The 24539-nt window shown below is 65.3% G+C and carries 23 protein-coding genes and 1 pseudogene; 10 read left to right on the forward strand and 14 right to left on the reverse strand.

What is annotated here, in order from left to right; translation table 11 throughout:
* Nucleotides 1-168 precede the first annotated feature (168 nt).
* The 11 genes from DCG74_RS24400 to pncA form a co-directional block, all read right to left on the reverse strand.
* Nucleotides 169-1029 carry an ABC transporter permease gene (locus DCG74_RS24400; RefSeq protein WP_172788924.1) on the reverse strand — a complete coding sequence of 287 codons (861 nt, stop codon included), beginning with the start codon at nt 1027-1029 and terminating at the stop codon, nt 169-171.
* Complete coding sequence (locus DCG74_RS24405) at nt 1026-1955, reverse strand: ABC transporter permease (RefSeq protein WP_172788923.1); 930 nt, start codon at nt 1953-1955, stop codon at nt 1026-1028. The genes DCG74_RS24400 and DCG74_RS24405 overlap by 4 nt, the downstream gene beginning before the upstream one ends.
* Nucleotides 1955-2941 (reverse strand): ABC transporter ATP-binding protein, encoded by a 987-nt coding sequence (locus DCG74_RS24410; protein ID WP_172788922.1) that lies wholly within the window; start codon nt 2939-2941, stop codon nt 1955-1957. The genes DCG74_RS24405 and DCG74_RS24410 overlap by 1 nt, the downstream gene beginning before the upstream one ends.
* Nucleotides 2938-3921, reverse strand: coding sequence for an ABC transporter ATP-binding protein (locus tag DCG74_RS24415; protein ID WP_172788921.1), 984 nt, complete (start codon nt 3919-3921; stop codon nt 2938-2940). Before DCG74_RS24415 ends, DCG74_RS24410 begins: the two co-directional genes overlap by 4 nt.
* A 2-nt stretch (nt 3922-3923) precedes the next feature.
* Nucleotides 3924-5561: an ABC transporter substrate-binding protein gene (locus DCG74_RS24420; RefSeq protein WP_172788920.1), complete on the reverse strand. Its 1638-nt coding sequence runs from the start codon at nt 5559-5561 to the stop codon at nt 3924-3926.
* Between the two features lie 31 nt (nt 5562-5592).
* Nucleotides 5593-6408: a sugar phosphate isomerase/epimerase gene (locus DCG74_RS24425; RefSeq protein WP_172788919.1), complete on the reverse strand. Its 816-nt coding sequence runs from the start codon at nt 6406-6408 to the stop codon at nt 5593-5595.
* A gap of 460 nt (nt 6409-6868) precedes the next feature.
* Nucleotides 6869-8131 carry a DUF1236 domain-containing protein gene (locus tag DCG74_RS24430; RefSeq protein WP_172789629.1) on the reverse strand — a complete coding sequence of 421 codons (1263 nt, stop codon included), beginning with the start codon at nt 8129-8131 and terminating at the stop codon, nt 6869-6871.
* Nucleotides 8132-8217: 86 nt separating this feature from the next.
* Complete coding sequence (locus DCG74_RS24435; protein WP_172789628.1) at nt 8218-8601, reverse strand: GrlR family regulatory protein; 384 nt, start codon at nt 8599-8601, stop codon at nt 8218-8220.
* Between the two features lie 30 nt (nt 8602-8631).
* Nucleotides 8632-10665 carry an NAD(+) synthase gene (locus DCG74_RS24440; RefSeq protein WP_172789627.1) on the reverse strand — a complete coding sequence of 678 codons (2034 nt, stop codon included), beginning with the start codon at nt 10663-10665 and terminating at the stop codon, nt 8632-8634.
* A gap of 142 nt (nt 10666-10807) precedes the next feature.
* Nucleotides 10808-11923, reverse strand: a complete 1116-nt coding sequence (locus DCG74_RS24445) for an alpha/beta fold hydrolase (RefSeq protein WP_172789626.1) — start codon at nt 11921-11923, stop codon at nt 10808-10810.
* A 16-nt stretch (nt 11924-11939) separates the two neighbouring features.
* Entirely contained in the window at nt 11940-12566 is a 627-nt protein-coding gene (gene pncA, locus DCG74_RS24450; RefSeq protein WP_172789625.1) for a bifunctional nicotinamidase/pyrazinamidase, read from the reverse strand.
* Nucleotides 12567-12833: 267 nt separating this feature from the next.
* On the opposite strand from pncA, the gene glk reads away from it, so the two are divergent.
* Both glk and DCG74_RS24460 read left to right on the forward strand, forming a co-directional pair.
* Entirely contained in the window at nt 12834-13805 is a 972-nt protein-coding gene (gene glk, locus DCG74_RS24455; protein ID WP_172789624.1) for a glucokinase, read from the forward strand.
* A gap of 138 nt (nt 13806-13943) precedes the next feature.
* On the forward strand, nt 13944-14156 hold the full coding sequence (locus DCG74_RS24460; protein WP_172789623.1) for a hypothetical protein: 213 nt from the start codon (nt 13944-13946) through the stop codon (nt 14154-14156).
* Between the two features lie 35 nt (nt 14157-14191).
* Here DCG74_RS24460 and DCG74_RS24465 read toward each other — a convergent pair whose 3' ends face one another.
* Together DCG74_RS24465 and DCG74_RS24470 are read right to left on the reverse strand one after the other, a co-directional pair.
* Entirely contained in the window at nt 14192-14569 is a 378-nt protein-coding gene (locus tag DCG74_RS24465; RefSeq protein ID WP_172789622.1) for a response regulator, read from the reverse strand.
* Between the two features lie 112 nt (nt 14570-14681).
* Nucleotides 14682-15479 (reverse strand): Spy/CpxP family protein refolding chaperone, encoded by a 798-nt coding sequence (locus DCG74_RS24470; protein WP_172789621.1) that lies wholly within the window; start codon nt 15477-15479, stop codon nt 14682-14684.
* A 465-nt stretch (nt 15480-15944) separates the two neighbouring features.
* Between DCG74_RS24470 and DCG74_RS24475 the strand changes: the two genes are divergently transcribed.
* The 6 genes from DCG74_RS24475 to DCG74_RS24500 all read left to right on the forward strand — a co-directional run bounded on the left by DCG74_RS24475 (nt 15945) and on the right by DCG74_RS24500 (nt 22062).
* Complete coding sequence (locus DCG74_RS24475) at nt 15945-17285, forward strand: ABC transporter substrate-binding protein (RefSeq protein ID WP_172789620.1); 1341 nt, start codon at nt 15945-15947, stop codon at nt 17283-17285.
* 126 nt (nt 17286-17411) lie between these two features.
* Nucleotides 17412-18350, forward strand: a complete 939-nt coding sequence (locus tag DCG74_RS24480) for a carbohydrate ABC transporter permease (RefSeq protein WP_172789619.1) — start codon at nt 17412-17414, stop codon at nt 18348-18350.
* A complete protein-coding gene (locus DCG74_RS24485; RefSeq protein WP_061881679.1) occupies nt 18350-19261 on the forward strand; it encodes a carbohydrate ABC transporter permease in 912 nt (303 codons plus the stop codon). The genes DCG74_RS24480 and DCG74_RS24485 overlap by 1 nt, the downstream gene beginning before the upstream one ends.
* A 20-nt stretch (nt 19262-19281) precedes the next feature.
* Entirely contained in the window at nt 19282-20382 is a 1101-nt protein-coding gene (locus DCG74_RS24490) for an ABC transporter ATP-binding protein (RefSeq protein ID WP_172789618.1), read from the forward strand.
* A 31-nt stretch (nt 20383-20413) separates the two neighbouring features.
* The gene (locus tag DCG74_RS24495; RefSeq protein WP_172789617.1) at nt 20414-21403 is read left to right on the forward strand and encodes a hydroxyacid dehydrogenase; all 990 of its coding nucleotides are present in this window, start codon (nt 20414-20416) and stop codon (nt 21401-21403) included.
* 167 nt (nt 21404-21570) lie between these two features.
* Nucleotides 21571-22062, forward strand: coding sequence for a hypothetical protein (locus DCG74_RS24500; RefSeq protein ID WP_172789616.1), 492 nt, complete (start codon nt 21571-21573; stop codon nt 22060-22062).
* Between the two features lie 179 nt (nt 22063-22241).
* Here the strand turns inward: DCG74_RS24500 and DCG74_RS24505 are convergent, their stop codons facing one another.
* Nucleotides 22242-22739: a DUF1993 family protein gene (locus tag DCG74_RS24505; protein ID WP_172789630.1), complete on the reverse strand. Its 498-nt coding sequence runs from the start codon at nt 22737-22739 to the stop codon at nt 22242-22244.
* A 116-nt stretch (nt 22740-22855) separates the two neighbouring features.
* Between DCG74_RS24505 and DCG74_RS24510 the strand changes: the two genes are divergently transcribed.
* Both DCG74_RS24510 and DCG74_RS24515 read left to right on the forward strand, forming a co-directional pair.
* Nucleotides 22856-23647: a transporter substrate-binding domain-containing protein gene (locus DCG74_RS24510; protein WP_172789615.1), complete on the forward strand. Its 792-nt coding sequence runs from the start codon at nt 22856-22858 to the stop codon at nt 23645-23647.
* 167 nt (nt 23648-23814) lie between these two features.
* Nucleotides 23815-24448 (forward strand): annotated as a pseudogene (locus DCG74_RS24515) (DUF2147 domain-containing protein).
* The last annotated feature ends 91 nt before the right edge of the window (nt 24449-24539 follow it).

The raw sequence follows: 24539 nt of genomic DNA on the forward strand, positions 1-24539 counted from the left end.
CCTCTGCTCCCGGCGCGGGCTTTTTGTCGCCCGTCTTGCTCTCCGTCATTCCGGGGCGATGCGCAGCATCGAACCCGGAATCCATCGGGCGGCAGCACCCGCGGGACGATGGATTCCGGGTTCGCGCCTTTCGGCGCGCCCCGGAATGACGGTGGGGGCGTCGGCGCCTTACTGCAGCGTCGGATCCAGCCGGTCGCGCAGCCAGTCGCCGATCACGGAGACGGCCAGCGTGGTCACCACGATGGTGGTCGCCGGCGCCAGCATGATCCAGGGTGCACGGGTCAGATATTCGCGGCCGTAGCCGACCATGTTGCCGAGGCTGGTCATCGGCGGCTGCACGCCGAGGCCGAGGAAGGACAGTCCGGATTCCATCAGGATCACCTCGGGGAAGACCAGCGTGGTCGAGACGATCAGGGTCGAGGCGATGTTGGGCAGGATGTGCCGGAGGTAGATCCGCGACGGCGTCGCGCCTAACTGGCGGACGGCGGCGGCGTAGCCTTGCGCATTGGCCGAGATGGCAAGGCCGCGTGCGATGCGGGCATAGCGTTCCCAGCCGAACAGACCCATCAGGCCGATCAAGAGCGGCAGCGAATTGCCAAAGAAGGCGAGCACGGCCAGCGCCATGATCAGGAACGGCATGCTGGCCTGGAAGTCGGACAGCATCAGCACGAGCTGCTCGACGGCCCCACGAAAATGCGCGGCGAGGAAGCCGAGCGTGGTGCCTGCTACGGCCGAGATCGCGGTGGCGCCGAAGGCGATCAGCAGCGAGATGCGGATGGAAACGAGCAGCCGCGACAGCACGTCCCGGCCGAGCTCGTCGGTGCCGAGCCAGTGCGCGGCGTTGCCGGGCGCAGCGAGTCGGTTGCGCAGGTCGAGCTGGGTGAAGCCGTAAGGCGCGATCTTCTCCGCGAAGGCCGCGATCAGGAGCATCGCGACGATCCAGCTGACCGCCAGCGCAACCGAGACCGGAATGGCCGGCAGGCTGATGCGGCGGCGGACAGACGTATCCTTCAGCGTCGCGTCGGTCATGCATGGGCTCCCTTGCTGCGCAGGCGCGGATCGAGGAAGCCGTAGAGGAAGTCGACGATCAGGTTGGACGTCACCATGGTCATCGCAACCAGCAGCAGGATGCATTGCACGACCGCGAGATCGCGGTTGGCGACGGCGACGACGAGCAGGCGCCCTACTCCCGGCCAGGCGAACACGCTCTCGACCACGACGGCACCGGCGATCAGCGTGCCCACCATGAAGCCGAGGATGGTCACGGTCGGGATCGCCGCGTTCGGCAGCGCATGCGACGTCACCACCTTGCGCCAGGGCACGCCTTTTGCGGAGGCGGTGCGGATATAGGGCTGGCCCAGCACCTCCAGCATGGCGCTGCGGGTGAAGCGCGCCAGCACCGCCGCGCCGCCGAGGCTGAGCGTTGCGATCGGCAGGATGGCGTGGCGCCAGCTGTCCTGTCCGCCCGAAGGCAGCCAGCCGAGCTGCACGGCGAAGACGAGCACCAGCAGCAGCGCGAGCACGAAGCTTGGGACGGTGAAGCCGGCGACCGCCGTCATCATCACGGCGCGGTCGATCCCCGAGCCCCGATGCAGCGCCGCGTAGATCCCGGCGGGAATGCCGAGTGCGACCTTGAAAAAGAACGCCGGCAGCGTCAGCGCCAGCGTGGCCGGGATGCGTTCGAGCACCAGCTCGATCGCGGGCCGGCCATCGCGCATGGAGCGGCCGAGCTCACCTTTGGCGATGGCGCCGAAATAATCGAAATATTGGGCCCAGATCGGATCATCGAGGCCCCAGGCCTTGCGAAACGCCGCGAGCACCTCCGGCGGTGCTTCAGGCCCCAGGATCATCAGTGCGGGATCGCCCGACAGCCGCAATACGATGAAGGCGAAGGTGACGACGAGCACGACCGTGAGCGCGGCGCGGCCAATGCGGATGGCGAAATAGCGTCCCATCACGCGGCGTCCCGTGTCGCAGCGCCGGTGACGAGATGGCAGGCGACCTGCCTGTCGCCGCCGACGGCGGACAGCGCCGGCACCTCGCTCGCACAGCGTGCGATCGCCCGCGGGCAGCGCGGATGGAAGGCGCAGCCTGTGGGGCGCGCGGCCGGGTTCGGCGGATCGCCTGCCAAAACGATGCGGCCCGCGCTGCGGCGGCCCGGCGCTGGCGAGGCCGAGACCAGCGCCTGGGTGTAGGGATGCTCGGGCCGCGCGAACAGATCGTCGGCGCTGCCGATCTCGACGATGCGGCCGAGATACATCACGGCGACGACATTGCTGATCTGCCGGACGACGCGCAGATCGTGGCTGATGAACAGCAGCGTCAGCGACAGCTGCGCCTGGAGATCGCAGAGCAGGTTCACCACCTGCGCCTGGATCGAGACGTCGAGCGCGCTGACCGGCTCGTCGCAAACCAGGAAATCCGGCTTCGTGGCGAGCGCCCGGGCCAGCACGATGCGCTGCCGCTGGCCGCCGGAGAGCGCGCCGGGATAACGCGCGCCATGCGCCGGCGTGAGCTCGACGGCGCGCAGCAGCTCGCGGACGCGCTCCTCGCGCATCGCGGGCGTGCCGAGGCCGTGAATGTCGAGCGGCTCGCGGATCTGCGTTGCGACCGGCAGCCGCCGGTCGAGCGCGCCGAGCGGATCCTGGAAGATCATCTGCACCCGCGCGCGCTGCGCGCGCCACGCCGTCGTCCCAGGCGCGGCCATCGGCTTGCCGTCGAACCGCACCTCGCCGCTGTCGGGCGGCTCGAGGCCGAGCACGATGCGCCCCGTGGTGGATTTTCCTGAACCGGATTCGCCGACGAGACCCAGCGTCTGGCCTCTGGCAATCCTCAGCGACACGCCGTCGACGGCATGCACGGCCGCAGCTCGCCCGAACATTCCGGACCGCATCGCATAGGTGCGCGAGATCGCGGAGACCTCGACGAGCGGCGGGCTCATTCGGCGGCAATCCCGAGCAGCGCGCGGCGGGAGGCCTCGGCGCGGATGCAGGCGACGCTGCGATCATCGGCGATCGGCGCCAGGCTCGGCGCCGCAAGGCCGCATGATTCCGCGACCAGGGCGCAACGCGGCGCGAAGGCGCAACCGCCGGGCATGTGCGCGGGATCAGGCACGGTACCGGGGATGGCGGTGAGGCGCCGCCGCGGACCATCGAGCGGCGGCAGCGCGCCGATCAACCCTTGCGCATAGGGATGCAGGGGATCGGCGAACAGCTGGTTGCTCGGGGCCTGCTCGACGATGCGGCCGGCATACATCACCGCGACGCGGTCGCAATTCTCTGCGACGACGCCGAGGTCGTGACTGATCAGCACCATCGCCATGCCGAGCTCGCGGCGGACCGTGGAGAGCAGCTCCAGGATCTGGGCCTGAATGGTGGCATCGAGCGCGGTGGTCGGCTCGTCCGCGATCAGGAGATCGGGATTGCCGGCCAGCGCCATCGCAATCATGATGCGCTGGACCTGGCCGCCCGAGAATTCATGCGGATAGGCCTCCAGCCGGCGGCTCGCGTCGGGAATGCCGACGAGGTCGAGCAGCCGCCGCGCTTCCGCCTTCACGGCGTTGCCGGAGAGATTGCGATGAAGCGCCAGCGCTTCGCAGAGCTGCTTGCGGATGGTCAGCACCGGGTTGAGCGCGCTCGCCGGATCCTGGAAGATCATGGCGATGCGCCCGCCCCTGACCTGGTCGAGTTCGGTGGCCGGCGCGCCCAGCAGTTCGCCCCCGTCGAGCCGCACCGAGCCCGAGACTTGCGCATGCCTCGGCAACAGGCCGAGTGCGGCCAGCCACGTCACCGACTTGCCGGAGCCGGACTCGCCGACGAGGCCGATGGCCTCGCCCTCTTGCAAGGTAATATCGACGCCGCGCAGGACCGGCACGCCATTGAAGGCGACGCGCAAGTCCTCGATGCTGACCAGCGGGGGCACCTTCAGACCTCGAAATTGCCGGCGCGGAAATCCATCGCGAAGGCGGGCGCCGCCTTCCACTTGATCGATTTCGGCTTGGCCGTGAAGGTCGCGTTCTGATGCAGCACCGTGTAGGCGGGATCTTCGCGCTCGGCGATCTCCAGCATGCGGCGGAACGCCTTCTTGCGTGCCGCGCGGTCGGTCGACGTCTCCAGGAATTCGGAGAGCGTGTTCAGCTCGACATTGGTCCATTCGCCGATCTGCTGCTGCTGGCCGTTCGGCCCGTGCTGGGCGACCAGCGAGGACACCGGATCGTTGAACGCGGCCGAGTTCGACCAGTCGCGCACGGCGCGCGTCGGCGCCCGCTCCATGATCTGCGACCAGTTCTCCTTGGTCTCGATCTGCACGTTGAGGCCGACCGACTTCCACATCTCGACCAGGATCTGCGCGGTCGCGACCTGGTTGGTGTAGTAATTGTTGAGCAGGCGGTACGGGATCGGGTCGCCCTTGTAATTGGCCTGCTTGAGCAGATCCTGCGCCAGCTTGGGATCATAGGCCGGCACGCTCCAGTCGGCGTTGAACATGTCGCCGTAGAATTCCCATTGCAGGCCCTTCGGCACGCGGGTGCGGCCGGCCCACAGGCTGTCGACAATCGCCTGGCGGTCGATCGCATGGGTGAAGGCGCGCCTGACAAGTGGATTGGCGAGCACGGCATGGTTCTTGTCGAACACGGTGAGGCGGTGATTCTGAATCGTGCCGCCCTGCACTTCGAAGGAGGAATTCTTCTCGATGCCGGCGATCTGGTCCGGCGGGATGTCGCAGGCGAACTGATATTCGCCCGACAAGAGGCCGTTGATGCGGCTGGCGACTTCGGGCACTTCGAGGAAGCGGATGCGCTTGAGCGGCGGACGGCCGCCCCAATACTCATCATGGGCTTCGAGCGTCAGCGAGACGTCGGGCTTGAGCTCCACGACCTTGTAGGGGCCGGTCGTCACCGGCTTGCGGGCCCAGTCGAGATAGCTCGCCGCCTCTTCCCAGGCGCGGCGGTTCATGATGTCGGAGCCGTAGCGCGACAGCCGGCCCTCGATGGTGACGTCGGGCGTCGCGTTGTAGAAGCGCACCGTGTACTTGTCGACGGCATCGACGCGCACCAGGTCCGGCCAGATGCGGCGGGCGACCGCGGGGACGTCCGGCGGCAACTCCTTGCCCGGGCGTGGCGTCGGGATCTTCTCGAACGCCTTGATGGTGGAGCGGTTCTTGGCCTCGGTCTCGCCGAACATGCGCTCGCGGCTGAAGGTGAACACGACGTCTTCCGCCGTCAGCTCGTCGCCGTTGTGGAACTTGACACCCTGGCGCAGCTTCACCTCGACCGTTTGGTCGTCGATGCGGCGCCATTCGGTGGCAAGGCCCGGCACGGCTTCGAGATTGCCGCGCCAATTCTTCGAGATCAGGCCTTCCCAGATCGAGGAGAAGAACACCCGCTCGCCGACATTGGACTGCTCGCGCAGCACGTCGAGCACGTTCGCATTGGTGACCTTCTGCACCGCGATCGTCACTGATGGACGGTTGTCGGCTTGCGCGATGGCAAAGCGCGGCAGCAGCAACGTGCCTGCGGCGGCGCCGCCGGATTTCAGGATGGTGCGACGGGTGAGCTTGCTCATGAGGATGACCCCTGCCCTTTGGTGATTGCTGTTATTCGGCGAGACCGAGCGCGCCGAGATGCGCCGCGCCCTTGCGGACATCGTCGTGATTGCGGAGTTCGAGGATCAGCCGTGGATTTGAAGTCAGCCGGCCAAGTGCGCGGAACACGGCGACCCAGGGAATGTTGCCTTCGCCCGGCGCCCAGTGCCGGTCGGCAAAGCCGTCGGTGTCCTGCAGGTGCACATGCGTCAGCATGTCGCCGGCGGTCTCGACGTAATAATCGACTGGCGGCGCGCCGGTGGAGATGTGGGCATAGTTGGCGTGTCCGGTGTCGAGCGAGACCCGGACCTTGCTGCTTTCCAGAGCCTTGGCGAGCCGCACGCGGTCGCGCGGGTCCTTGTCCTCGATGTTCTCGATGACGATCTCGCAGCCGATCGTCTCGGCACGCGCGATCACCTCGGCCAGCGTCGCCTTGACGCGCTCGACGATATTGGCGCGGTTGTCCGGATAGAGATCGAGATTGTTGTGGTCCCAGGTCGTGAACGGCGAGTGGATCACCATCTGCGTGGCGCCGAGGAACTCGGCGGCCTCCAGCCCCTGGAGCAGACGCTTGGTCACGGCCTGGCGGATCATCGGATCGTGGCTGTCGATCTTGAAGCCCCAGAACGGGCCGTGGATGCCGAGCCGGCCGGCGTGACCGGAAAGCATCTGCTTGATCTCGCCGGCGGTTGCGCGCCAGTCGCTATCGAGCAGATCGGCGCGGAAGAAGTCCTGGATTTCCAGATCGCGCTGCTTTTCGAGAAGCCAGTCGCGATGCGCAGGGATCGATTTGATGGACAATGCGGCGCCCAGCACCGGCTTCGACATGGCATGCTCCTTCGTCGTCAGCGATGACGGAGAGCAGCGCTAGACCAGTTCAATGACAGGCCGGTGAAATCCGTCTTCCGCAGCGCGGACGAGATGTGGACATCTCCTGCCCGCGCGCGTTGGCGAGTGAGGCAGCGGCGATCGCTGCGAGAGATGCTGAACGGGCACATGGCAAGCGCTATCGTGTCCGTAGTGATCCGGAATGGAATCCTAGCCGACCTTCGCGTACATCGCGGGACATCGATCGGCGGCCACTTCCACGGGCATCACCCTCTGATCGCGCTACATGGGGTTGGGGGACCACATGGGGCGGGGGATTGAAGGCTGGGGCAAGGTGACGAGGTCCGGACTCCTAGGCACTCCGGACCTCGAAACTTTTGAGATTGAACGCAGCAACGCGCCGTCCGGTGGGGCATCCGGGCGGCGCGTTGTCGTTCCAGCGCCTCTTTTGTTTCGGCGCTTAGCGCGTCTGCGGCTCGATCGTCACCGTGCAGTCGCCCTGCCCTTGCGTCGCGACCACGATATTCCCCGCGGCAGTGCCGAGCGCAATCGGCGCGGACGAGCCGCCGCCGGGCATCTGAACCGTCACGCTCAGGGAATCCGTGCGCGCGGTCGAGCCAACGGTCGAAGGTTCCGCCTGGGCGACATTGCCCGAGGCATCACGCCGCATGATCTGGCAGTTCACATTGCTTCCGCCGGCTGCCGCCATGCTCGACGACGCGCTGCCGCCCATCTGCGCGCGGGCGCGCGACGGATCGCGCGGCACCTGGCTGACGATGCGATGCGTGCGCGGCTCCACGATGACGACGTCGTCCTCCGTGGCAAAGTACTCGTAGTCCCGATATTGCGGCTCGATCGAGACGATCTCGGGTGGAAGCCGATGGAGACGTACGCGCGAGGGAATGGTCTCGCCGACCCGGATCGAGATGTTCAGATTGCGCTCCGGCTGCGCGAGGCGCGCGCGGCTCACGGTTTCGGAGATCCGCACCTGCCTCTCGGTCGTCATCTGGGCCTGCTGATTGACCTGCGTGTTGGTCTGCGTGGTCTGGTTGGCCTGATTGGTTTGCGTGCCCGTGGAGCCGGGCGCGGTCTGTGCATTGTTGGTCGGAGCCGTGCGGCTGGAATCCGTCGCGGTGGCCGGCCGGTTGTTCTGTTGTGCCGGCGGCTGTGGCTCGGCGGCATTGCGCGGCGGCTGGCTCTGGTTGCGCTCGTTCTGGTTGGCCGTTGCTCCCGCCCGCTCGTTCTGCTGGCCAGCCGCGCCCGCCGGCCCCGTCTTGGATTTCTCGGACTCTGCGGTTGATTTCTGCGGCGCAGACTTGTCCTGCCTGGTATCGGCGCTGCTCTTGCTGTCGCGTCCCGGCTTGGTGCTCTCCGCCTCCCGGTTGCGATCACGCGAAGGTTCGCGAGATTCTTGTGCCTGATCCTTCCCCTTCGGCTGATTGCGCTCGGCAGAACTGGCCGGCTGGCGCTTGTCGTCGTTCGCCTCCTGCTTGGCAGCGCCGCCCTTCTCTTCGCGGCCCGCGCCCTGTAGTCGTTCTTGAGCGCCCTGCGCGCGCTCCTGAACACGTTCCTGGGCTCCGCCGCGCTGCGGACCGGCGCCCTTCGCCGGTTCCTCGGTCCGTCTTGGTTCGTCCCTGCGCTCGCCGGGCGCCTGGGCGTAGGCAACTCCGGAAGCAAGCATCAGTCCGATAGCAGCAGTCGATAACATCAAGTGCCGGCGCATGATCCCTCTCCTCGAAAATCACAACAACAGACGCGAACGTTCTGTGGGTGCGAAGGTTCCTGAGCAGGAACGACGACGGATCAGGCCTACATCGCGTCCTTCAGTGTGAGGCGAGCCGTGAATGTCACCGTGGTCTTGCCGACCAGCGCCATGCCTTCGACTTCCGCACCCCCGGGAAAATAGACGCCGGAAAAGCCGCAGGTGACCTCCCGGCCGCCGAATGCGAGCGTCCTGCCGACTGCCTCGGTGTGCTGGTTGACGATCATGTCGCCCCGCCACTTGCCGTTACGGAAGGTGTAGCTGCCGGTGTAGTAGAAGTAGCTGTCGCCGCCCATGATGCGGCCGTCGCAGAGCACGACCACGCCCCTGGCCTGCCCACGCTTGCCGTCCCGCATCTCGATGTCGAAGATGTAGAGGCCGTTGACGACCCGGGCCTCCTCACCCGCTTCCGCCTCATCGCCAGCCGTCATCCGATCATCCCACCCGATCCGCTGCTCCGATCAGTTCGGTACGTTCCGCTCGAGATCCTCGAGCCATGCCGCCGCGCTCGAATCCGAGGGCGCGCGCCAGTCGCCGCGTGGCGACAGCGAACCGCCGGCCGAGACCTTCGGCCCGTTCGGCATGGCCGAGCGCTTGAACTGGCTGAAGGCGAAGAAACGGCGCAGGAACACGTCCAGCCAGCGGCGGATCTCCGGCAGATCATAGGCCTTGCGTCGGTCGCTGGGGAATGCCGGCGGCCATTCCCCCTTGGCAACGTCCTTCCACGCCTGGAGCGCCATGAAGGCGATCTTGGACGGCCGCATGCCGAAGCGCAGCGTATAGAACAGGTTGAAATCCTGCAGCTCGTAAGGTCCGACGGACGCTTCCGTGCTCTGCGGCTTCTGGCCGGCCTCGACCGGCACGAGCTCGGGCGAGATTTCGGCCGCCAGGATCGAGCCGAGCGTCCGGTTGACGTCGTCGCTGAATTGTTTCGAGGAGATCACCCAGCGGATCAGATGCTGGATCAGCGTCTTCGGCACGCCGGCGTTGACGTTGTAATGCGCCATCTGGTCGCCGACACCATAGGTGCACCAGCCGAGCGCAAGCTCGGAGAGATCGCCGGTCCCGATCACGATGCCGCCGTGATGGTTGGCGAGCCGGAACAGATAGTCCGTGCGCAGGCCCGCCTGCACGTTCTCGAAGGTGACGTCGTAGACCTTCTCGCCCTTGCCGAAGGGATGGCCGATATCCTTTAGCATCTGCGTCGCCGTGGTGCGGATGTCGAGCTCCTGCCAGCTCGTCTGCAGCGCCTTCATCAGGGCGAGCGCGTTGGTCTTGCTCTCGCTGCCGGTCGCAAAGCCCGGCATGGTGTAGGCCAGGATGTTGTCGCGCGGCAGGCCGAGCAGGTCGATCGCCTTAGCGGCAACGATCAGGGCATGGGTGGAATCGAGCCCGCCCGAGACGCCGATCACGACGCGCTTGGTGCCGGTGGCGCGCATGCGCTGCACCAGCCCGGCGACCTGGATGTTGTAGGCCTCGTAGCAGTCCTGCTCGAGCAGGGTCTCATCGCTCGGCACGAACGGAAAGCGCTCGACCTTGCGCAGGAAGCCGATATCGGCCGCCGGCGGCTTCAGGGCAAATGTCACCTTGCGGAAAAATGCCTCGCGCTGCCGCCTGTTGTCGTCGAACGTTCCCATCAGCGCGCGTTCCTGCCTGAGCAGGTCGAGATCGACGTCGGCCAGCGTGATCTGGCCGCCCTGGCGGAACCGCTCGCCCTCAGCCAGCAGCACGCCGTTCTCGTAGATCGAGGTCTGGCCGTCCCAGGCGAGATCGGTGGTGGATTCCCCGGCCCCGGCTGCGGAATAGACGTAAGCTGCGAGGCAGCGCGCCGAGGTCGATTGGCACAGCAGCGCGCGCGAGCGCGCCCGGCCGATCGTGATCGGACTGCCCGAGAGGTTGATCAGCACGCTCGCGCCCGCAAGCGCGAGCTCCGAGGCCGGCGTCACCGGGATCCACATGTCCTCGCAGATCTCGACGCCGATGGTGAGGCCTGGAACGTCCTCGGCCGCGAACAGGAGATCCACGCCGAACGGCGCATGCATCCCGCCAAAGGCGATGGTCTCGCCGGCGATGCCGGCACCGGAGGCGAAATGCCGTCCCTCGTAGAACTCGCGATAGGTCGGCAAGTAAGATTTCGGCACGACGCCGAGGACGTTGCCGCGATGAATGACGACGGCGCAGTTGTAGATGCGATTGCCAAAGCGCAGCGGCGCCCCGACGATCAGGACCGTCATCAGCCCCGCGGAGGCCTCAACGATCCCTGCGAGCCCGCGCTCGACCGCATCGAGCAGCGGATCCTGCTTCACCAAGTCCTCGATGGCATAACCGCACAGGCACAGCTCGGGAAACACGGCAACCGCGACCGACTGCTCATGGCAGGCATTGGCCGCCGCCAGGACGGCTTTCGCGTTGGCCGTGGGATCGGCGACGTGGGAGGTGGTCACGCAGGCCGCCACGCGCGCAAATCCATGGGCGTAAATCGAGTGGAAAGTCATCGAGCGCAGTACCCTTAAGTCTCTTGCCGGCGGCCGCCGCCGTCAGCTCCGGTCATATGTAGCCCATCGATCTGGCCCCGTGCAGGCCATCCGGCATCATGCATAACGGATTTGCGCCTCGGCCGGTCCAATGCCGGCGAGCTCAGGCGCTGCGGGCCAGCACGCCAGGCAGATCGCTGCGCAGCCACCCGGCGATCCGGGGCCAGGCGTGCGCATGGGTGCGCGCGCCCATGAACAGGCCGAGATGGTTGCTGGGCTCGGACGCTGCCGCGATGAAGGCTGGTGGCGTGCCGACGAGGCCGGCCGTGGCGAGCGCTTGCGTCGCCGGCACCACATCGTCGTCGAGCCCGGCGAGCAGGAAGATCGGCGCCCTGACGTCCTTCAGGTCGATCGGGCGGCCGAGCGCGACGAAACTGCCCTCGGCGATCCGGTTCTTTCGGAAAATCGCGTTGACGATCTCGAGATAATAAGTGCCGGGCAGGTTGAGCGTCTCGGCGTTCCAGTGGTCGAACCGCGCCAGCAGCTCGGCGCCCTGCGCGTCCGAGAGATCCCGCTGCAATGCCGCCACGATAGCGTCGTGGTCAGGCGCTTTGGACCAGAAGCGCAGCATCTCCTCGCCGCTGACATTGCCGCCGCCGCGCGCGACGAGCTGGTCATAGACCAGCTCGGGTGCGTTACGGGCGAGCCGGGACAGCGAGGACTCGATCGACAGGTCCACGGGAGCACCGACGAGAACCAGCCGCCTCACCTTGGCTGGAAAGCGCGCGGCATAGAGCAGCGACAGCCATCCGCCCTGGCACAGCCCGACGAGATCGACCGGAGCGCCGATCTCGTCGATGGCGACGTTGAGATCGCCGAGATAGCTGTCGATCGAGAGATAGCGCATGTCCGGTGTCGCCGACCGCCAGTCGGTGAGATAGACCCGGTCGATGCCGCCATTCTGCAGCGACTGCACCACGCTGTGTCCTGGGGCGAAATCGGCGATCAGGGCCCGGTGCAGCGCATAGGGCGCGCAGACCAGCGCCGGCTGGCCGGACCGGGTCTGCGAGCAATCGCGCAAGCGCATCGTTGCGAGCTCCAGCGCAACGCGGCTCGGCGTCGTCCATGGCAGGCTGCTGTCACCCTGTTTCTCGGGTGCCCGCTCCAGCCACCAGAAGCAGGCATCCATGGCGAACTGCGCCGCGGCAAACGGCCAGAGCCGCGGATCATCGGGGGCCTGCCCTGGCCCGCGTGGCGGTTTGGCGGTCTTGTCCACCATGGCTACCTCGACATCCTCACAAAAATGCCTCGAGGCTCACGACAGCAATGCCGAGGTCCCGAAAACTCCGATGGGTCGCCGCGACCGAGCCGTCGAGATCAATGCCGCGACAGGCATCCTCGATGACGGCGACTTCCAGCCCCGCCTTGCGCGCATCTTCCGCCGAGAAGCGGACGCAGAAGTCCAGCGCCAGGCCGGCGACAAAGACGGTCTTCAGCTCGCGTTCGCGCAAATAACCCAGCAGTCCGGTCGGTGTCCGATGGTCGTTCTCGAACAACGCCGAATAGGAATCGATGCCGCGGCGAAAGCCCTTGCGCACGACGAGGCTCGCCCGCGTCACGTCGAGATCGCGATGAAATTCCGCGCCGGCCGTGCCCTGCACGCAATGCGTCGGCCAGAGCACCTGCGGTCCGTAGTCGAGTTCGATGGTCTGGAACGGCTGCTTGCCGGCATGGTTCGGCGCGAACGAGGCGTGGTCGCTCGGATGCCAGTCCTGCGTCAGCACCACATTGGCGAATTTTTGGGCGATCCTGTTGATGGCGGGGACGACCTTCTCGCCACCGGGAACGGCGAGCGCCCCACCGGTGCAGAAGTCGTTCTGGACGTCGATCACCAGCAGCACGTCGCGGTCGGAAATCTTCATCGCCGTCCCATTCGATCTGCCGGGCGCGAGGGCACCGGGCGAGCCAGCTCAGTGTCGGCCTTCCCGCGCTGCTTCGCAACCACTGGCGCGCGCGGCAGCTGCGCGAATTGGTCAGTGCAAGCCGCCACGATGCAACGGTTTGACCTCGTCCGTGTTGACTAGGCGCACCCAAGGGCAGATTCTCGCACCGCCCGCGCCAGGCGGATCGGGTCGAAGGAGCGGAGGACAGGGCTGCCAGGGCCTGAAGGTCGTGGCGGCGATGAGGCCATGAATATCGGCAAGACCGGAAAAATTCTTCTCGCCGATATCGGCGGCACCAATGCGCGCTTCGCGCTGAGCCCGAGCGGTCAGACCGGACCGATCGACTATGTCAAGGTCGCGGACTTCCCGACCGTCCGCGAAGCCATCGCGGACGTGCTGGCGCGCCGGTCGAACGGCGAGCAGCCCCATCGCGCGGTGCTGGCCGTGGCAGGTCCCGTCACCAACAATCGCTGCGTCATGACCAACAGCCCCTGGGTCATCGACGGCAACGAGCTGCAGGGCGCGCTCGGCTTCGACAGCGTCCATGTGCTGAACGATTTCGAGGTGGTGGCCTGGTCCCTGCCCGCCTTGGAGTCTTCCGACCTGGTCCCGCTCGGCGGCGGCGACGGCTTGCCCGGAGAGCCGTTGCTGGTCGTAGGGCCTGGAACCGGATTTGGTGTCTCCTGCCTGGTCGACCGCCATGGTTCGCGACTGGCCGTCGTCACTGAGGCCGGACATGCGACCCTGCCGGCCGAGAACGAGCGCGAGGAGCGCGTGATCGCCTGCTTGCGCCGGCGCCTCGGCCATGTCTCCATCGAGCGCGGCGCCCTCTCGGGTTCCGGGCTGCAGAACCTCTACGAGGCGCTGGCCGAGATTGACGGCGTTCAGGTGCCGCATCGCGATGCCGCCGCGATCACCAAGGCTGCGCTGGAGAACAGCTGTCCGGTCAGCCGCGCGACGCTGGAGATGTTTTGCGCCATCCTCGGCTCGGTCGCCGGCAATCTCGCGGTGACTTTCGGCGCCCGCGGCGGCGTCTATATTGCCGGCGGAATCGTGCCGCGCTTCCGCGAGTTCCTCGCCGCCTCCGCGTTCCGGGCGCGCTTCGAAGCCAAGGGACGGTTTCAGGACTATTTGCGCAACATCCCGACCAGGCTCGTGATCAAGCCCGATGCGAGCTTCCTCGGCCTGACGATGTTTGCCGAGCACAATCCCGGCTGAGGGCGACCTCCGCGCGGCGAGTTCCCGTCATGCACAGCTGATTCAGCCTACCGGCGGTTCCACGCAGGTTCGTGCTTGCCTGCGTGTTCCCGATGAGAAACAATCTCCCCGTGTGTGGCGTAGTTGCGGGGGCGTGACATGCGTAAGCAGGATCCGGGTTTCGACTATCATCGCTATCACCGCCTGTTGCGCGAAGCGGACAGCGAAGACAAGCGGCTGGCGCTCATCGAGCTCCTGATCGAGGAAAAGGCCCGCGACCAGCTGGCTGCCCAGCGCGCTTCGGACCGCGCGGCCATGACGGCTCACACCATTGCCAGGGTGCTGAGGAACGGCCGCACCCCTGCCGGTTGAGCCCCTCTCCGGCCATGCGCCAAAGGCGCGATCGGTCAGCTCGGGATTTTGGCTGACGGCTCGGGAAACATGGAATCGATCATTGCCTTGAGCTGATCCATCGCGATCGGCTTGCGCAGGATCGGCCTGCGCCGAAGCAGGGACGGCAGTAGCTCCGGACCGTAGCCTGTCGCGAACAGAAATGGCTTTCCGCGACGTTCGATCAGGTCGGCGACGGGATCGACATAGACGCCCATCAGATTGATGTCGAGGATGGCCAGATCATACTGCGCGGTCATGGCAAAGGCGCTGGCGTCGCGCACATTGTCTGCCTCCGCAACGACGTGGTGGCCAAGCTCCTCCACCATGTCGGCGATCATCATCCGGATCAACGCCTCGTCTTCGACCAGGAAAACGGAGAGTCCGTCCGCCATATCAACCCCGCAATCAGCCTTGCGAAGCTAAGCATAACCGAATTGCGCTGTGGATACACGAATTCGTGGCGGGCGCCGTTAATTCAGACGCGCCCGAACCGATTCAACTTGATCAATCCAGCCCACGCTCGTGGCTGAGGTGCACCATCTCCTGGATGAACACCTGCTTCTGCTTGTCGTCGAGGCTCGAAAAGAGCGGCTCGGCGGCGTCGGCGACGTTGCGCTGATCGGCGGCGCGATCGATCAGAAACTGGGCCTCGTTGCGCATCTGCTCGATGATGTCGTCGGGCGGATCGCGCTTGGCGCGCGCAATCCGCAGGTTGAGCCGCTCTGCGCCATTATGCCCGAGGTAGTGCATCGCGCTCGAGAATCCGTACCAGTGCTTCTCCTGATCCGGCGTGAGGTTCAGCTGGCTCTTGATCCGCTCGATGTAGGAATCGCTGTTGGCGACGATCTGCTCGGCGGTCAGCTGCGGCGCGCCGGGCTGAGTCAGAACCGTGACTTCCTTGTTGTCCTTGCCCTTGTTGTCCTGCGGCGCGTTCTTCGCCTCCTTGGTCGCCTTGGCGCCCTTGCCCTTGGCGCTCTTGGCGTCCTTGTCCTTGGCCCCGCCCGGCTGCTTGGAATCCTTGGCCGTGTCCTTGCCGGCCTCCTTGGGCGGCGGCGCCTGATTGCTATTGTTGCCGACGCCGAGCACGCCGGTGAAGACGCCGACCACGCCGCCGATGGCGCCGCCGAGCACGCCACCGACCGGACCTGCCGCCTTGTTTCCGGCCGCTGCGCCTTCCTGAACGCCCTTGACGAGACCTTGCGCATTCGCCACCGCGGCTGCCCCGAGCAACAGCGCGAGCACGGATCCCAGCGCAAGGCATCGCCGCAGGTGAAGCCGCGCGGGTAGCGCCGGTTTGATCATTCTCGTCTCCATCATCGATCTGGCCTGCCAGCGGGAGTCAGCCGCCAGGCGCAACTCTATCGTTTCCGCCGCTTCGAGGTCCAGACGCGGCCGATTGCTGTCCACGCCCGAAAAGTCTTTCACGCGAAGCGTTTATCCAAACTGCGGCGTAAATGCGCACGACAGCGTTTGAGACCGTTTGGCGCGAAGTGTGCGTCGCAAAAAACACCGTGCGCCGCGCCTGCAGCCGCATCGCTCGCCACGCATTGCGACGTTTCCGGGCACACCATTAGTTTTAGACGCGAAGCCATTCGGCTTTCTCGACAGATGCGATCAATCATGATCTGATCGCGCTACCAATTTGCCGCGACCTGCGTGAATTGCCTCACGCCTGCCGACGGCACCAACAAGAAAATCGAGCAACAAGAACTCAAGAAAGAAGTCTCAGAGGAAACTCCAACAACAACACCCAAGCGAGGAAACGAGATGTCACGCAAGACACTGACGCGACGTCAATTTGTGGCTGCCACTGCAATGTCCTCCGCGGCGCTGATCTCGGCGCCCTATGTCCGGGGCGCTTACGCCGCCGGCAAGCTCTCGATCGGCTTCTGGGACCATTGGGTGCCGAATGCCAACGACGCCTCCACCGCCATGGTCAAAGCATGGGGCGAAAAGGAGAAGGTCGACGTCTCGATCGACTACATCACCAGCAACAACAACAAGATCCAGCTCACGGTCGCTGCCGAGGCACAGGCGAAATCCGGCCACGACATCCTGCAGATGCCGACCTGGTGGCCGCACGCCTACTCTGAAAATCTAGAGCCGGTGAACGACGTCATGGAGCCGCTCATCAAGCAGAACGGCGAGGTCAACGGCACCGTCAAATATCTCGGCCAGGCCGGCGGCAAGTGGCTCGCCGTTCCCGCAATCCCGGGAAGCCAGATCAAGGGGCCCTGCTCACGCATCGATCTGATGAAGAAGCATGCCGGCATCGACGTGCAGGAATTGTACCCTGCCGGCGCGCCCGCAAAGGCGGACAATTGGACGTTGGAGACCTTCCTCAAGGCGGCCGAGGCCTGCCACAAGGGCGGCGTGCCATTCGGGATCGGCCTCGGCGAAACCACTGACAGCGTCGACACCGCAGGCGCGATCTTCCAGTCGTTCGGTGCCGAGCTCGTCAACGCCAAGGGCGACGTCACGGTGAAGACCGATGCCGTTCGTCAGGCGCTCGAATATTACAAGAAGCTGATCGCCTTCCTGCCGCCGGACGCTCCGTCCTGGGACGACGCCTCCAACAACAAATGGCTGATCTCGGGCCGCGGCGCGATGATCCTGAATCCGCCGAGCGCCTGGGCGGTCGCAAGGCGCGACGCGCCGCAGATCGCCGAGCAGTGCTGGACCCACGGCATGCCGTCCGGGCCCAAGGGCCGCTTCGCACCCTATCTGCCGTACTTCTGGGGTCTCTGGAGCTTCAGCAAGAACAAGGAAGCGGCCAAGAGCCTCCTCACCTACCTGTCGCAGCCGTCCTCGATCGAAAAGTTCGTCGCGGCGAGCGGCGGCTACGATCTGCCCGCCTACGCCAACATGACGACGCTGAAGACCTGGGCCGAGGAAGCGCCGCCGAAGGGGACGCTGTATCACTATCCGAATCCCAACAATCATCAGACGCTGTCGATCGCGGCGTCTCCGGCGCCGCCCAAGATCGCGCAGCAGATCTACTTCCAGGCGACGTTGACCAAGATGGCGCTGCGCTATGCGCAGGGCGAAAAGATGGAGGCCACGCTCGCCTGGGCCGAAGGCGAGTGCGAGGGCTTCATGCGGAGTTGATGCCGGGCGTGTGCCAGGCGGTTCACGCTCGAGGCGTGAGCCGCCACGCATCGCGCGCCGCCAATCGAGGAAGCCGGCCGATCGGGCCGGCTTTCCCCAGTCGACAATTTCCGAGAAAGCTACGCCATGGCCGATGTCGTCGTTGAGCAAGGTCAAGCGGTCCGTGCGGCGCGCGCGCGCAAGCCGGCCAGCCTTCGCAATGTCCTGGGGCGAAAATCGACGGTCGCGTTCTTCCTGACGCTGCCGCTGATCCTGCTGATAGCGCTTCTGGTGCTCTATCCCGCCGTCTACTCCGTCCATCTCGCGACGCTGAACAAGTCGATGCAGAAGTTCGTCGGCTTCGGCAACTTCCTGTTCCTGTTCAAGCGCGACACCTTCTGGATGGTGGTGAAGCAATCCTGCATCTTTGCCGTCACGGCCGTGTTCTTCAAGGCGCTGATCGGATTCATCGTCGCCCATTTCGTGCACAACATTCCGGCCAAGGGGCAGCGCAAATGGCGCGGCATGCTGCTGGTGCCCTGGGTGATCCCGCCGGCGATGAGCACGCTGGCCTGGCTGTGGCTGTTCGACCCCTCCTACAGCGCCTTCAACTACACGCTCTCGTTCTTCGGCATCGGCCCGATCAACTGGCTCGGCGACAATGTGTGGGCGCGCTTTTCCGTCATCCTCGTCAACATCTGGTACGGCGCGCCGTTCTTCATGATCATGTATCTGGCCGCGCTGAAATCGGTGCCGGACCAGCTCTACGAGGCCGCGGCGATCGACGGCGCAAATTGGTGGCAGAAGATCTGGTACATCACGCTGCCGATGATGCGGAACATCATCGCGATCACGGCGCTGTTCTCGCTGATCGTGACCTTCGCCAATTTCGACATCGTCCGCATCCTGACCTCGGGCGGCCCGCTCGACCAGACGCATATCTTCGCCACCTGGGCCTTCAAGGTCGGCATCGAAGGCAGCGACATTCCGCTCGGCGCCAGCGTCTCGCTGTTCATGGTGCCGATCCTCGCCATCGCAGCGATTTTCATCCTGCGCGATGTCTCCAAACGCGGGAATGAAGCCTGATGAGCACGCTTGCAATCGACAAGGCCGGACCGTCGCGCAAGGTCAAGTATGGCAGCATGAGCCGGGACCGCGCCTGGGCGCTGCGCTGGTCCTATTTCTTCCTGGTGCTGTTCGCGATCTTCTTCCTGACGCCGCCGATCTACATGCTGATCACCTCGCTCAAGAGCAGCGCGGAGATATCGGCGGCGACCAATCCCTGGTGGGTGTTTCACCCCACCTTGTCGAACTATGTCGAGCTCCTGACCTCCAACCAGTTCCTGCGCTTCTTCTGGAATTCGTCGATCGTCTCGCTCGCCGTCGTCCTCGTGACCATGCTGATCAGCGTTCCCGCGGCATTCGCGCTGGCACGCATGAAGTTCTGGGGCTCGACGACGCTGGCAACCGGCGTCTTCCTCACCTACCTCATCCCGGACAGCCTGTTGTTCATCCCGCTGTTCAAGATGCTGGCGTTGGTCCAGGACTACACCGGCATCACGCTGCTCAACAGATGGTACGTGCTGCTGTTCATCTATCCGACCCTGACGGTGCCGTTCTGCACCTGGATCATGATCGGCTATTTCGCCTCGATCCCGAAGGAGCTCGATGAAGCCGCGCTGATCGACGGCGCCTCCTGGCTGCAGACGCTGACACGGATCTTCATCCCGGTGGCGCTGCCCGGGCTGATCGCCGCGACCATCTTCGCCTTCACGGTGTCCTGGGCGCAGTTCCTCTATCCCCTGGTGTTCACGACGTCGGTCGACCAGCTCGTGCTGCCGGTGGGCATCACCACCACCCTGATCAAGGGCGACGTCTTCAACTGGGGACAGATCATGACCGGCGCGCTGCTCGGCGCCGCGCCGCCGCTGATCATCTACGCATTCCTGATGGACTACTACATTGCCGGCCTGACCGCCGGCGCGACAAAGGGTTGATGACGAGGAGCTGAAGTTCGATGGCTGACGTTGCTTTGCGGAAGGTTGTCAAGCGTTACGACGATGTCGAAGCCGTGCGCGGCATCGACCTCGACATCGCCGACCATGAGTTCATCGTGCTGGTCGGCCCCTCCGGCTGCGGCAAGTCGACCACGCTGCGCATGATCGCGGGCCTCGAGGACATCAGCGACGGCGACATCATGATCGGCGGCGACGTCGTCAACGACGTGCCGCCGAAGGACCGCGACATCGCCATGGTGTTCCAGAACTACGCGCTGTATCCGCACATGACGGTCGCCGAGAACATGTCGTTCGGGCTGCGCCTCAAGCACTATCCCAAGGCCGAGATCAAGGCCCGGGTGACCGAAGCCGCCCGGCTTCTCGACATCACCGACCTGATTGACCGCAAGCCGAAGCAGCTCTCCGGCGGCCAGCGCCAGCGCGTCGCCATGGGCCGCGCCATCGTGCGCAATCCCAAGGTCTTCCTGTTCGACGAGCCGCTGTCCAACCTCGACGCCAAGCTGCGCGTTCAGATGCGGATCGAGATCAAGAAGGTGCACCAGAAGGTGCGCACCACCACGGTCTACGTCACCCACGACCAGGTCGAGGCGATGACGCTGGCCGATCGCGTCGTCGTCATGAACAAGGGCAAGATCGAGCAGATCGGCACGCCAAACGAGCTCTATCACAAGCCGGCGACGCGCTTCGTGGCGGGCTTCATCGGCTCGCCCGCGATGAACTTCATTCCGTGCCGGCTCGAGGATGTCGCCGGCACGCTTCAGCTGCGCCTCACCGACCGCATCGCCTTCGCGCTGCCGCCGGCCCGCGCCGCGCGCTACAACGCGTTGCCGCGCACCGACAAGCTGCTGCTCGGCATCCGGCCCGAGCATCTCACCGAGTCGCATGCGCATCTTGCGCCGGGGGTCGAGACGTTCGACACCGTGCTCGACGTTACCGAGCCGATGGGGATGGAGACGCTGGTCTATTTCGGGCTCGACGGCACGCCGGTCTGCGGCCGCGTCGATCCCAATGCCGGCGCCAAGGACGGGGCACCCATGCGCCTGGCGATGGACCTCAACAACATGCACCTGCTAAATGAGGAGACCGGCGTCGTGCTGTGACGCCGCCTCAAAAAGCGCAGGCAGGGGAGCGATGGCGACCAACAAGAAGAAGATTTTCGTTACACAGACTTTGTCGCAAGGGGCACGTGCCCTCCTCACCCAGCGGGATGATATCGAGCTCGTCGAGTTTCCGAACCTGATCTCGGCGAGGGATTTCGAGGCCTTGCTAAAGAGCCATGCGCCGGTTCATGGCGTGGCACTCGGCGCCACCGCCTTCGGCGAGACCGAGCTCGAGGCCGCCCGCGACATGAAGGTGGTGACCCGCATCGGCGTCGGCTACGACGCCGTCGACGTGCCCGCCCTCTCCCGCCGCAAGGTGCCGCTGATGGTCGCCGGCAGCGCCAACTCGCCCTCGGTTGCGGAGGCGGCGCTGTTCATGATGCTGACGCTGGCTAAGCGCGCACAGGAGCTGCATTCCTGCGTCAAGGAAGGCACCTGGGCTGATCGCCTCGGCATGCTGCCGTTCGACCTCTACGGCAAGACCGTGCTGATCATCGGCTTCGGCCGCATCGGCAGCCGCACCGCCAAGCGCTGCCTGGCGTTCGAGATGAAGGTGCAGGTCTACGATCCCTACAAGGCAGCCGCCGACATCAAGGCCGCCGCATGCGAGCCGGTCACCGACCTCAACGCCGCACTGCCACACGCCGATTTCGTCACCATCCACTGCCCGAAGACGGCGGAGACCGTCGGCCTGTTCGATGCCGACAGGATCGGCCGCATGAAGCATAGATCCTACCTCATCAATACCGCGCGCGGCGGCATCGTGAAGGAAAAGGCGCTCTATGACGCACTGAAATCCGGAAAGCTCGCCGGCGCCGGCATCGACGTGTTCGAGGTGGAGCCGCCGCCGGTCAGCAACGCGCTGTTCGCGTTGCCCAACGTCATCATGGCCCCGCACGTCGCCGGCGTCACGGTCGAAGCGGTGAGCCGCATGAGCGAGCAGACCGCGCGCAATATCCTGAGCGTGCTGGACGGCGATCCCATCAGGCAGAACGTCATCAACCAGGATGTGCTGGGCTGACGTCGCGATGGCGGGCGGCTCACCCGCCCGCCTTCGGAACGCCAGAAAGCGTCCCATTTTGGTGCAGATCGGGCCCCAACTCAGCCTTAATCAAACGCGCGTAATGGGCTTGAAACGCGGCGGCGGTGGGACAGACTGGCCGGCGCGGCGAGCTGGAGGATGGACCCTTGTCAGAGATCGACCCGACCGACCACGCGTTGGCGACCATCGCCAGCATTCTGGAGAACCCCGAGCCCGTTCTCGTCATTCGCCAGACCGAGACCGAAATCGTGGTCGCCGGAGAGCGTGAGCACGTCGCCTCTGACGAGCCGCCGATCGTGGACGAGCATCCGGTGATCGACGAGCATCCCGTGGTCGAAGAGCAGCCGCTGGTGCCGGAGCACACCGATGCCGACGGCTACAGCAAGGTCGGTCCGGGGCCCATGGTCGCGATCCGTCTGAAGTGGACGGTCCATCGCGGCGATGACGGGCAGTACTACGTCCACGAGACCATCGGCGAGCAGTCCGCGCCCGTGGTCAGCGGTCCCATGACAAGCGAGGCCGCGGTGCGTTTCGTCGACACCCAGGAAGACGAGGCGAACAGGCGCTTCGAAGAGCTGCGCAGCGAGATCGCCGGCCGCAGCTCGCTTGCCGACTACGAGCGCAAGGGCGAAGCGTAGGCGAGCTGGCTTTCACACCAGGTCTCTCTTCACCTCCCCCGTGGGGAGAGGTCGGAGCGCATCGAAGATGCGATCCGGGTGAGGGGTTAAGGTCTTACTGTGCATTGCGGCCCCTCACCGGGATTGCTTACGCAATCCGACCTCTCCCCGCTGGGGAGAGGTGGACATCGAGCCTGCCGCTACTTCCTCCCCAGATAATCCTTCTTCACCAGCTCGACGCCGGCGTGCCGCAAAAGGTCGTAGGCCGTGGTGACGTGGAAGAAGAATTGCGGGACGCTGAACGTCAGCAGCAGCGCCCGCCCGGTGAACGGCAGCTCGGTGCCGTTCTTCAATCTGAAGAAGACATTCCGTTCTGCTGCCGCATCGATCTCCGCGCGCGACAGGCTCTCGATGAACTCGATGGACGTTGCGATGCGCGCCTGCAGCCCGGCCATGTCGTGCTCCAGCGCCGGCAGCGCCACCGGCTCGCACTGCGCCAGCAGAGCCGGCGCGACCGTGGCATGGCGGCAGGCCTCGCCGACCTGCTGCGCCAGATCGTACATGTTGGGCGCAAGGCGCATGCCGAGCAGAATCGCCGGATTGAACTTGCGGGCCTGGGCATAAGCGACGCCCTTGTCGAGCAGTGCCGACAGGTTGCGCAAATTGGGCACGAACAGGCCGACGGAGACCTCGTACATCGAAATCGTCACCTCAAGGATTCCCTTCGATTTCTGCCTCGCCAGCGACGGGCATCTGGTCTAAATCCACGTCCGAACGGCTGTACAATGACAGCTCGCGCAGGGGTGGAAAAGAGATGATGGTCCGAATATCCGTTCGAGTCTTGGCGGCCTTGGCCGTGATGTTGCTGGCGAGCCTTTCGGCCCAAGCGCAGCAGGCGCCCTCGCGTCTCGACGAGATCGTCAAGCGCGGCAGCTTGCGCGTCGGCATGACCGGCGACTACAAGCCGTTCACCTATCTGGACAAGACCACGCAGCGTTTCTCCGGCTTCGACGTCGACATGGCGGAAGCGCTCGGCAAGGCGCTCGGGGTCAAGGTCGAATTCGTGCCGACGGCCTGGCCGAAGCTGATGAAGGATTTCGAATCCGACCAGTTCGACATCGCCATGGGCGGCGTGTCGGTGACGCTCGATCGCCAGAAGAAAGGCCTCTTCTCCACTCCGATCATGCGCGAGGGCAAGACGCCGATCGCGCGCTGCGCCGATGTCGGCAAGTACCAGACGCTGCCCGACATCGACAAGAAGGGCACCCGCATCATCGTCAATCCCGGCGGCACCAACGAACGCTTCGCCCGCGCCAACATCAAGGAGGCCGAGATCACGGTCTTCCCAGACAATACCGTGATCTTCGACGAGATCGCCAAGGGCAATGCCGATCTGATGATGACGGACGCTTCCGAGACACGCTACCAGCAGAAGCAGCACGCCGGCGTGCTCTGCGCGGTGCATCCGGAAAAGCCGTTCGATTTTTCGGAGAAGGCCTATTGGATCCAGCGCGACATGGCGCTCAAGGCCTTCGTCGACCAGTGGCTGCACATTGCGATGGAAGACGGCACCTACAAGAAGATCTACGCGGCCTGGTTCGATTAGGCGCGTCCTCCTGTTGCTTGCCCGGCCAAACTTTGGACCCGCTCCGGGCCTATTGAACCCGGAACCGCCGGAAGACGACTCACAGCAACGACAGTGATCTAGATCACTTTTTGCAAGCGAGCCGGCGCGTAAGCGTCGGTGCGGGACCACCTGTTCAGGAGACGGAAATGAGGAAGCTGTTGGCCACGGCCGCATTCCTTTTGGCGAGCACCGCCGCGCAGGCACAGTACACGTTCGAATATGGCGGGCACACCATCCGCATCGATCCCGATCGCGGCACGGTGCAGATCCCCGGCGTCTACGACAACACCGGCCAGAGCAAGCCCAAGAAGGCCAAGAAGAACGAGACGGCGCCGCAGCAGGCCACGGTCGACCCGCAAGCGCCGGCTGCTCCGGCACCAGCTCCCGCTCCTTCCGCCGCCCGCCGCGGCGCCTGCCCCCGCTCCCGTTCAGGCTGCCGTCGCGCCCCCTGCTCCGGCGGCTGCGCCGACGCGCGACCTCAATTCGCCGGTCGGCATGTGGCTTACCGAGGAGAAGGAAGGCAAGGTCCGCATCGAGCAATGCGGCACCAACCTCTGCGGCTATTCGGTCGACAGCAAGTCGAACCAGAACGGCGAGCAGGTGCTGATCAACATGAAGCCCGGCAAGGACCAGAAATGGTCCGGCCGCATCCTCGATCCCAACTCGGGCTCGACCTACGATTCGACGATTGCCATGAAGGGCACCGACCGGCTACGCGTTCAGGGCTGCGCCTTCGGCGGCATGTTCTGCGGCGGCCAGACCTGGACGCGGGTGAACTGAGTTCGGCTCCGGCGCGCTGACCAAAAAAGGGGCCCGCGATCCGGGCCCCTTTGCTTTGTCCGCGGCGACGTGCGCTATCTCACAGAGCCTG

The sequence above is a fragment of the Bradyrhizobium sp. WBAH42 genome, assembly GCF_024585265.1.
Classification (GTDB): Bacteria; Pseudomonadota; Alphaproteobacteria; order Rhizobiales; family Xanthobacteraceae; genus Bradyrhizobium.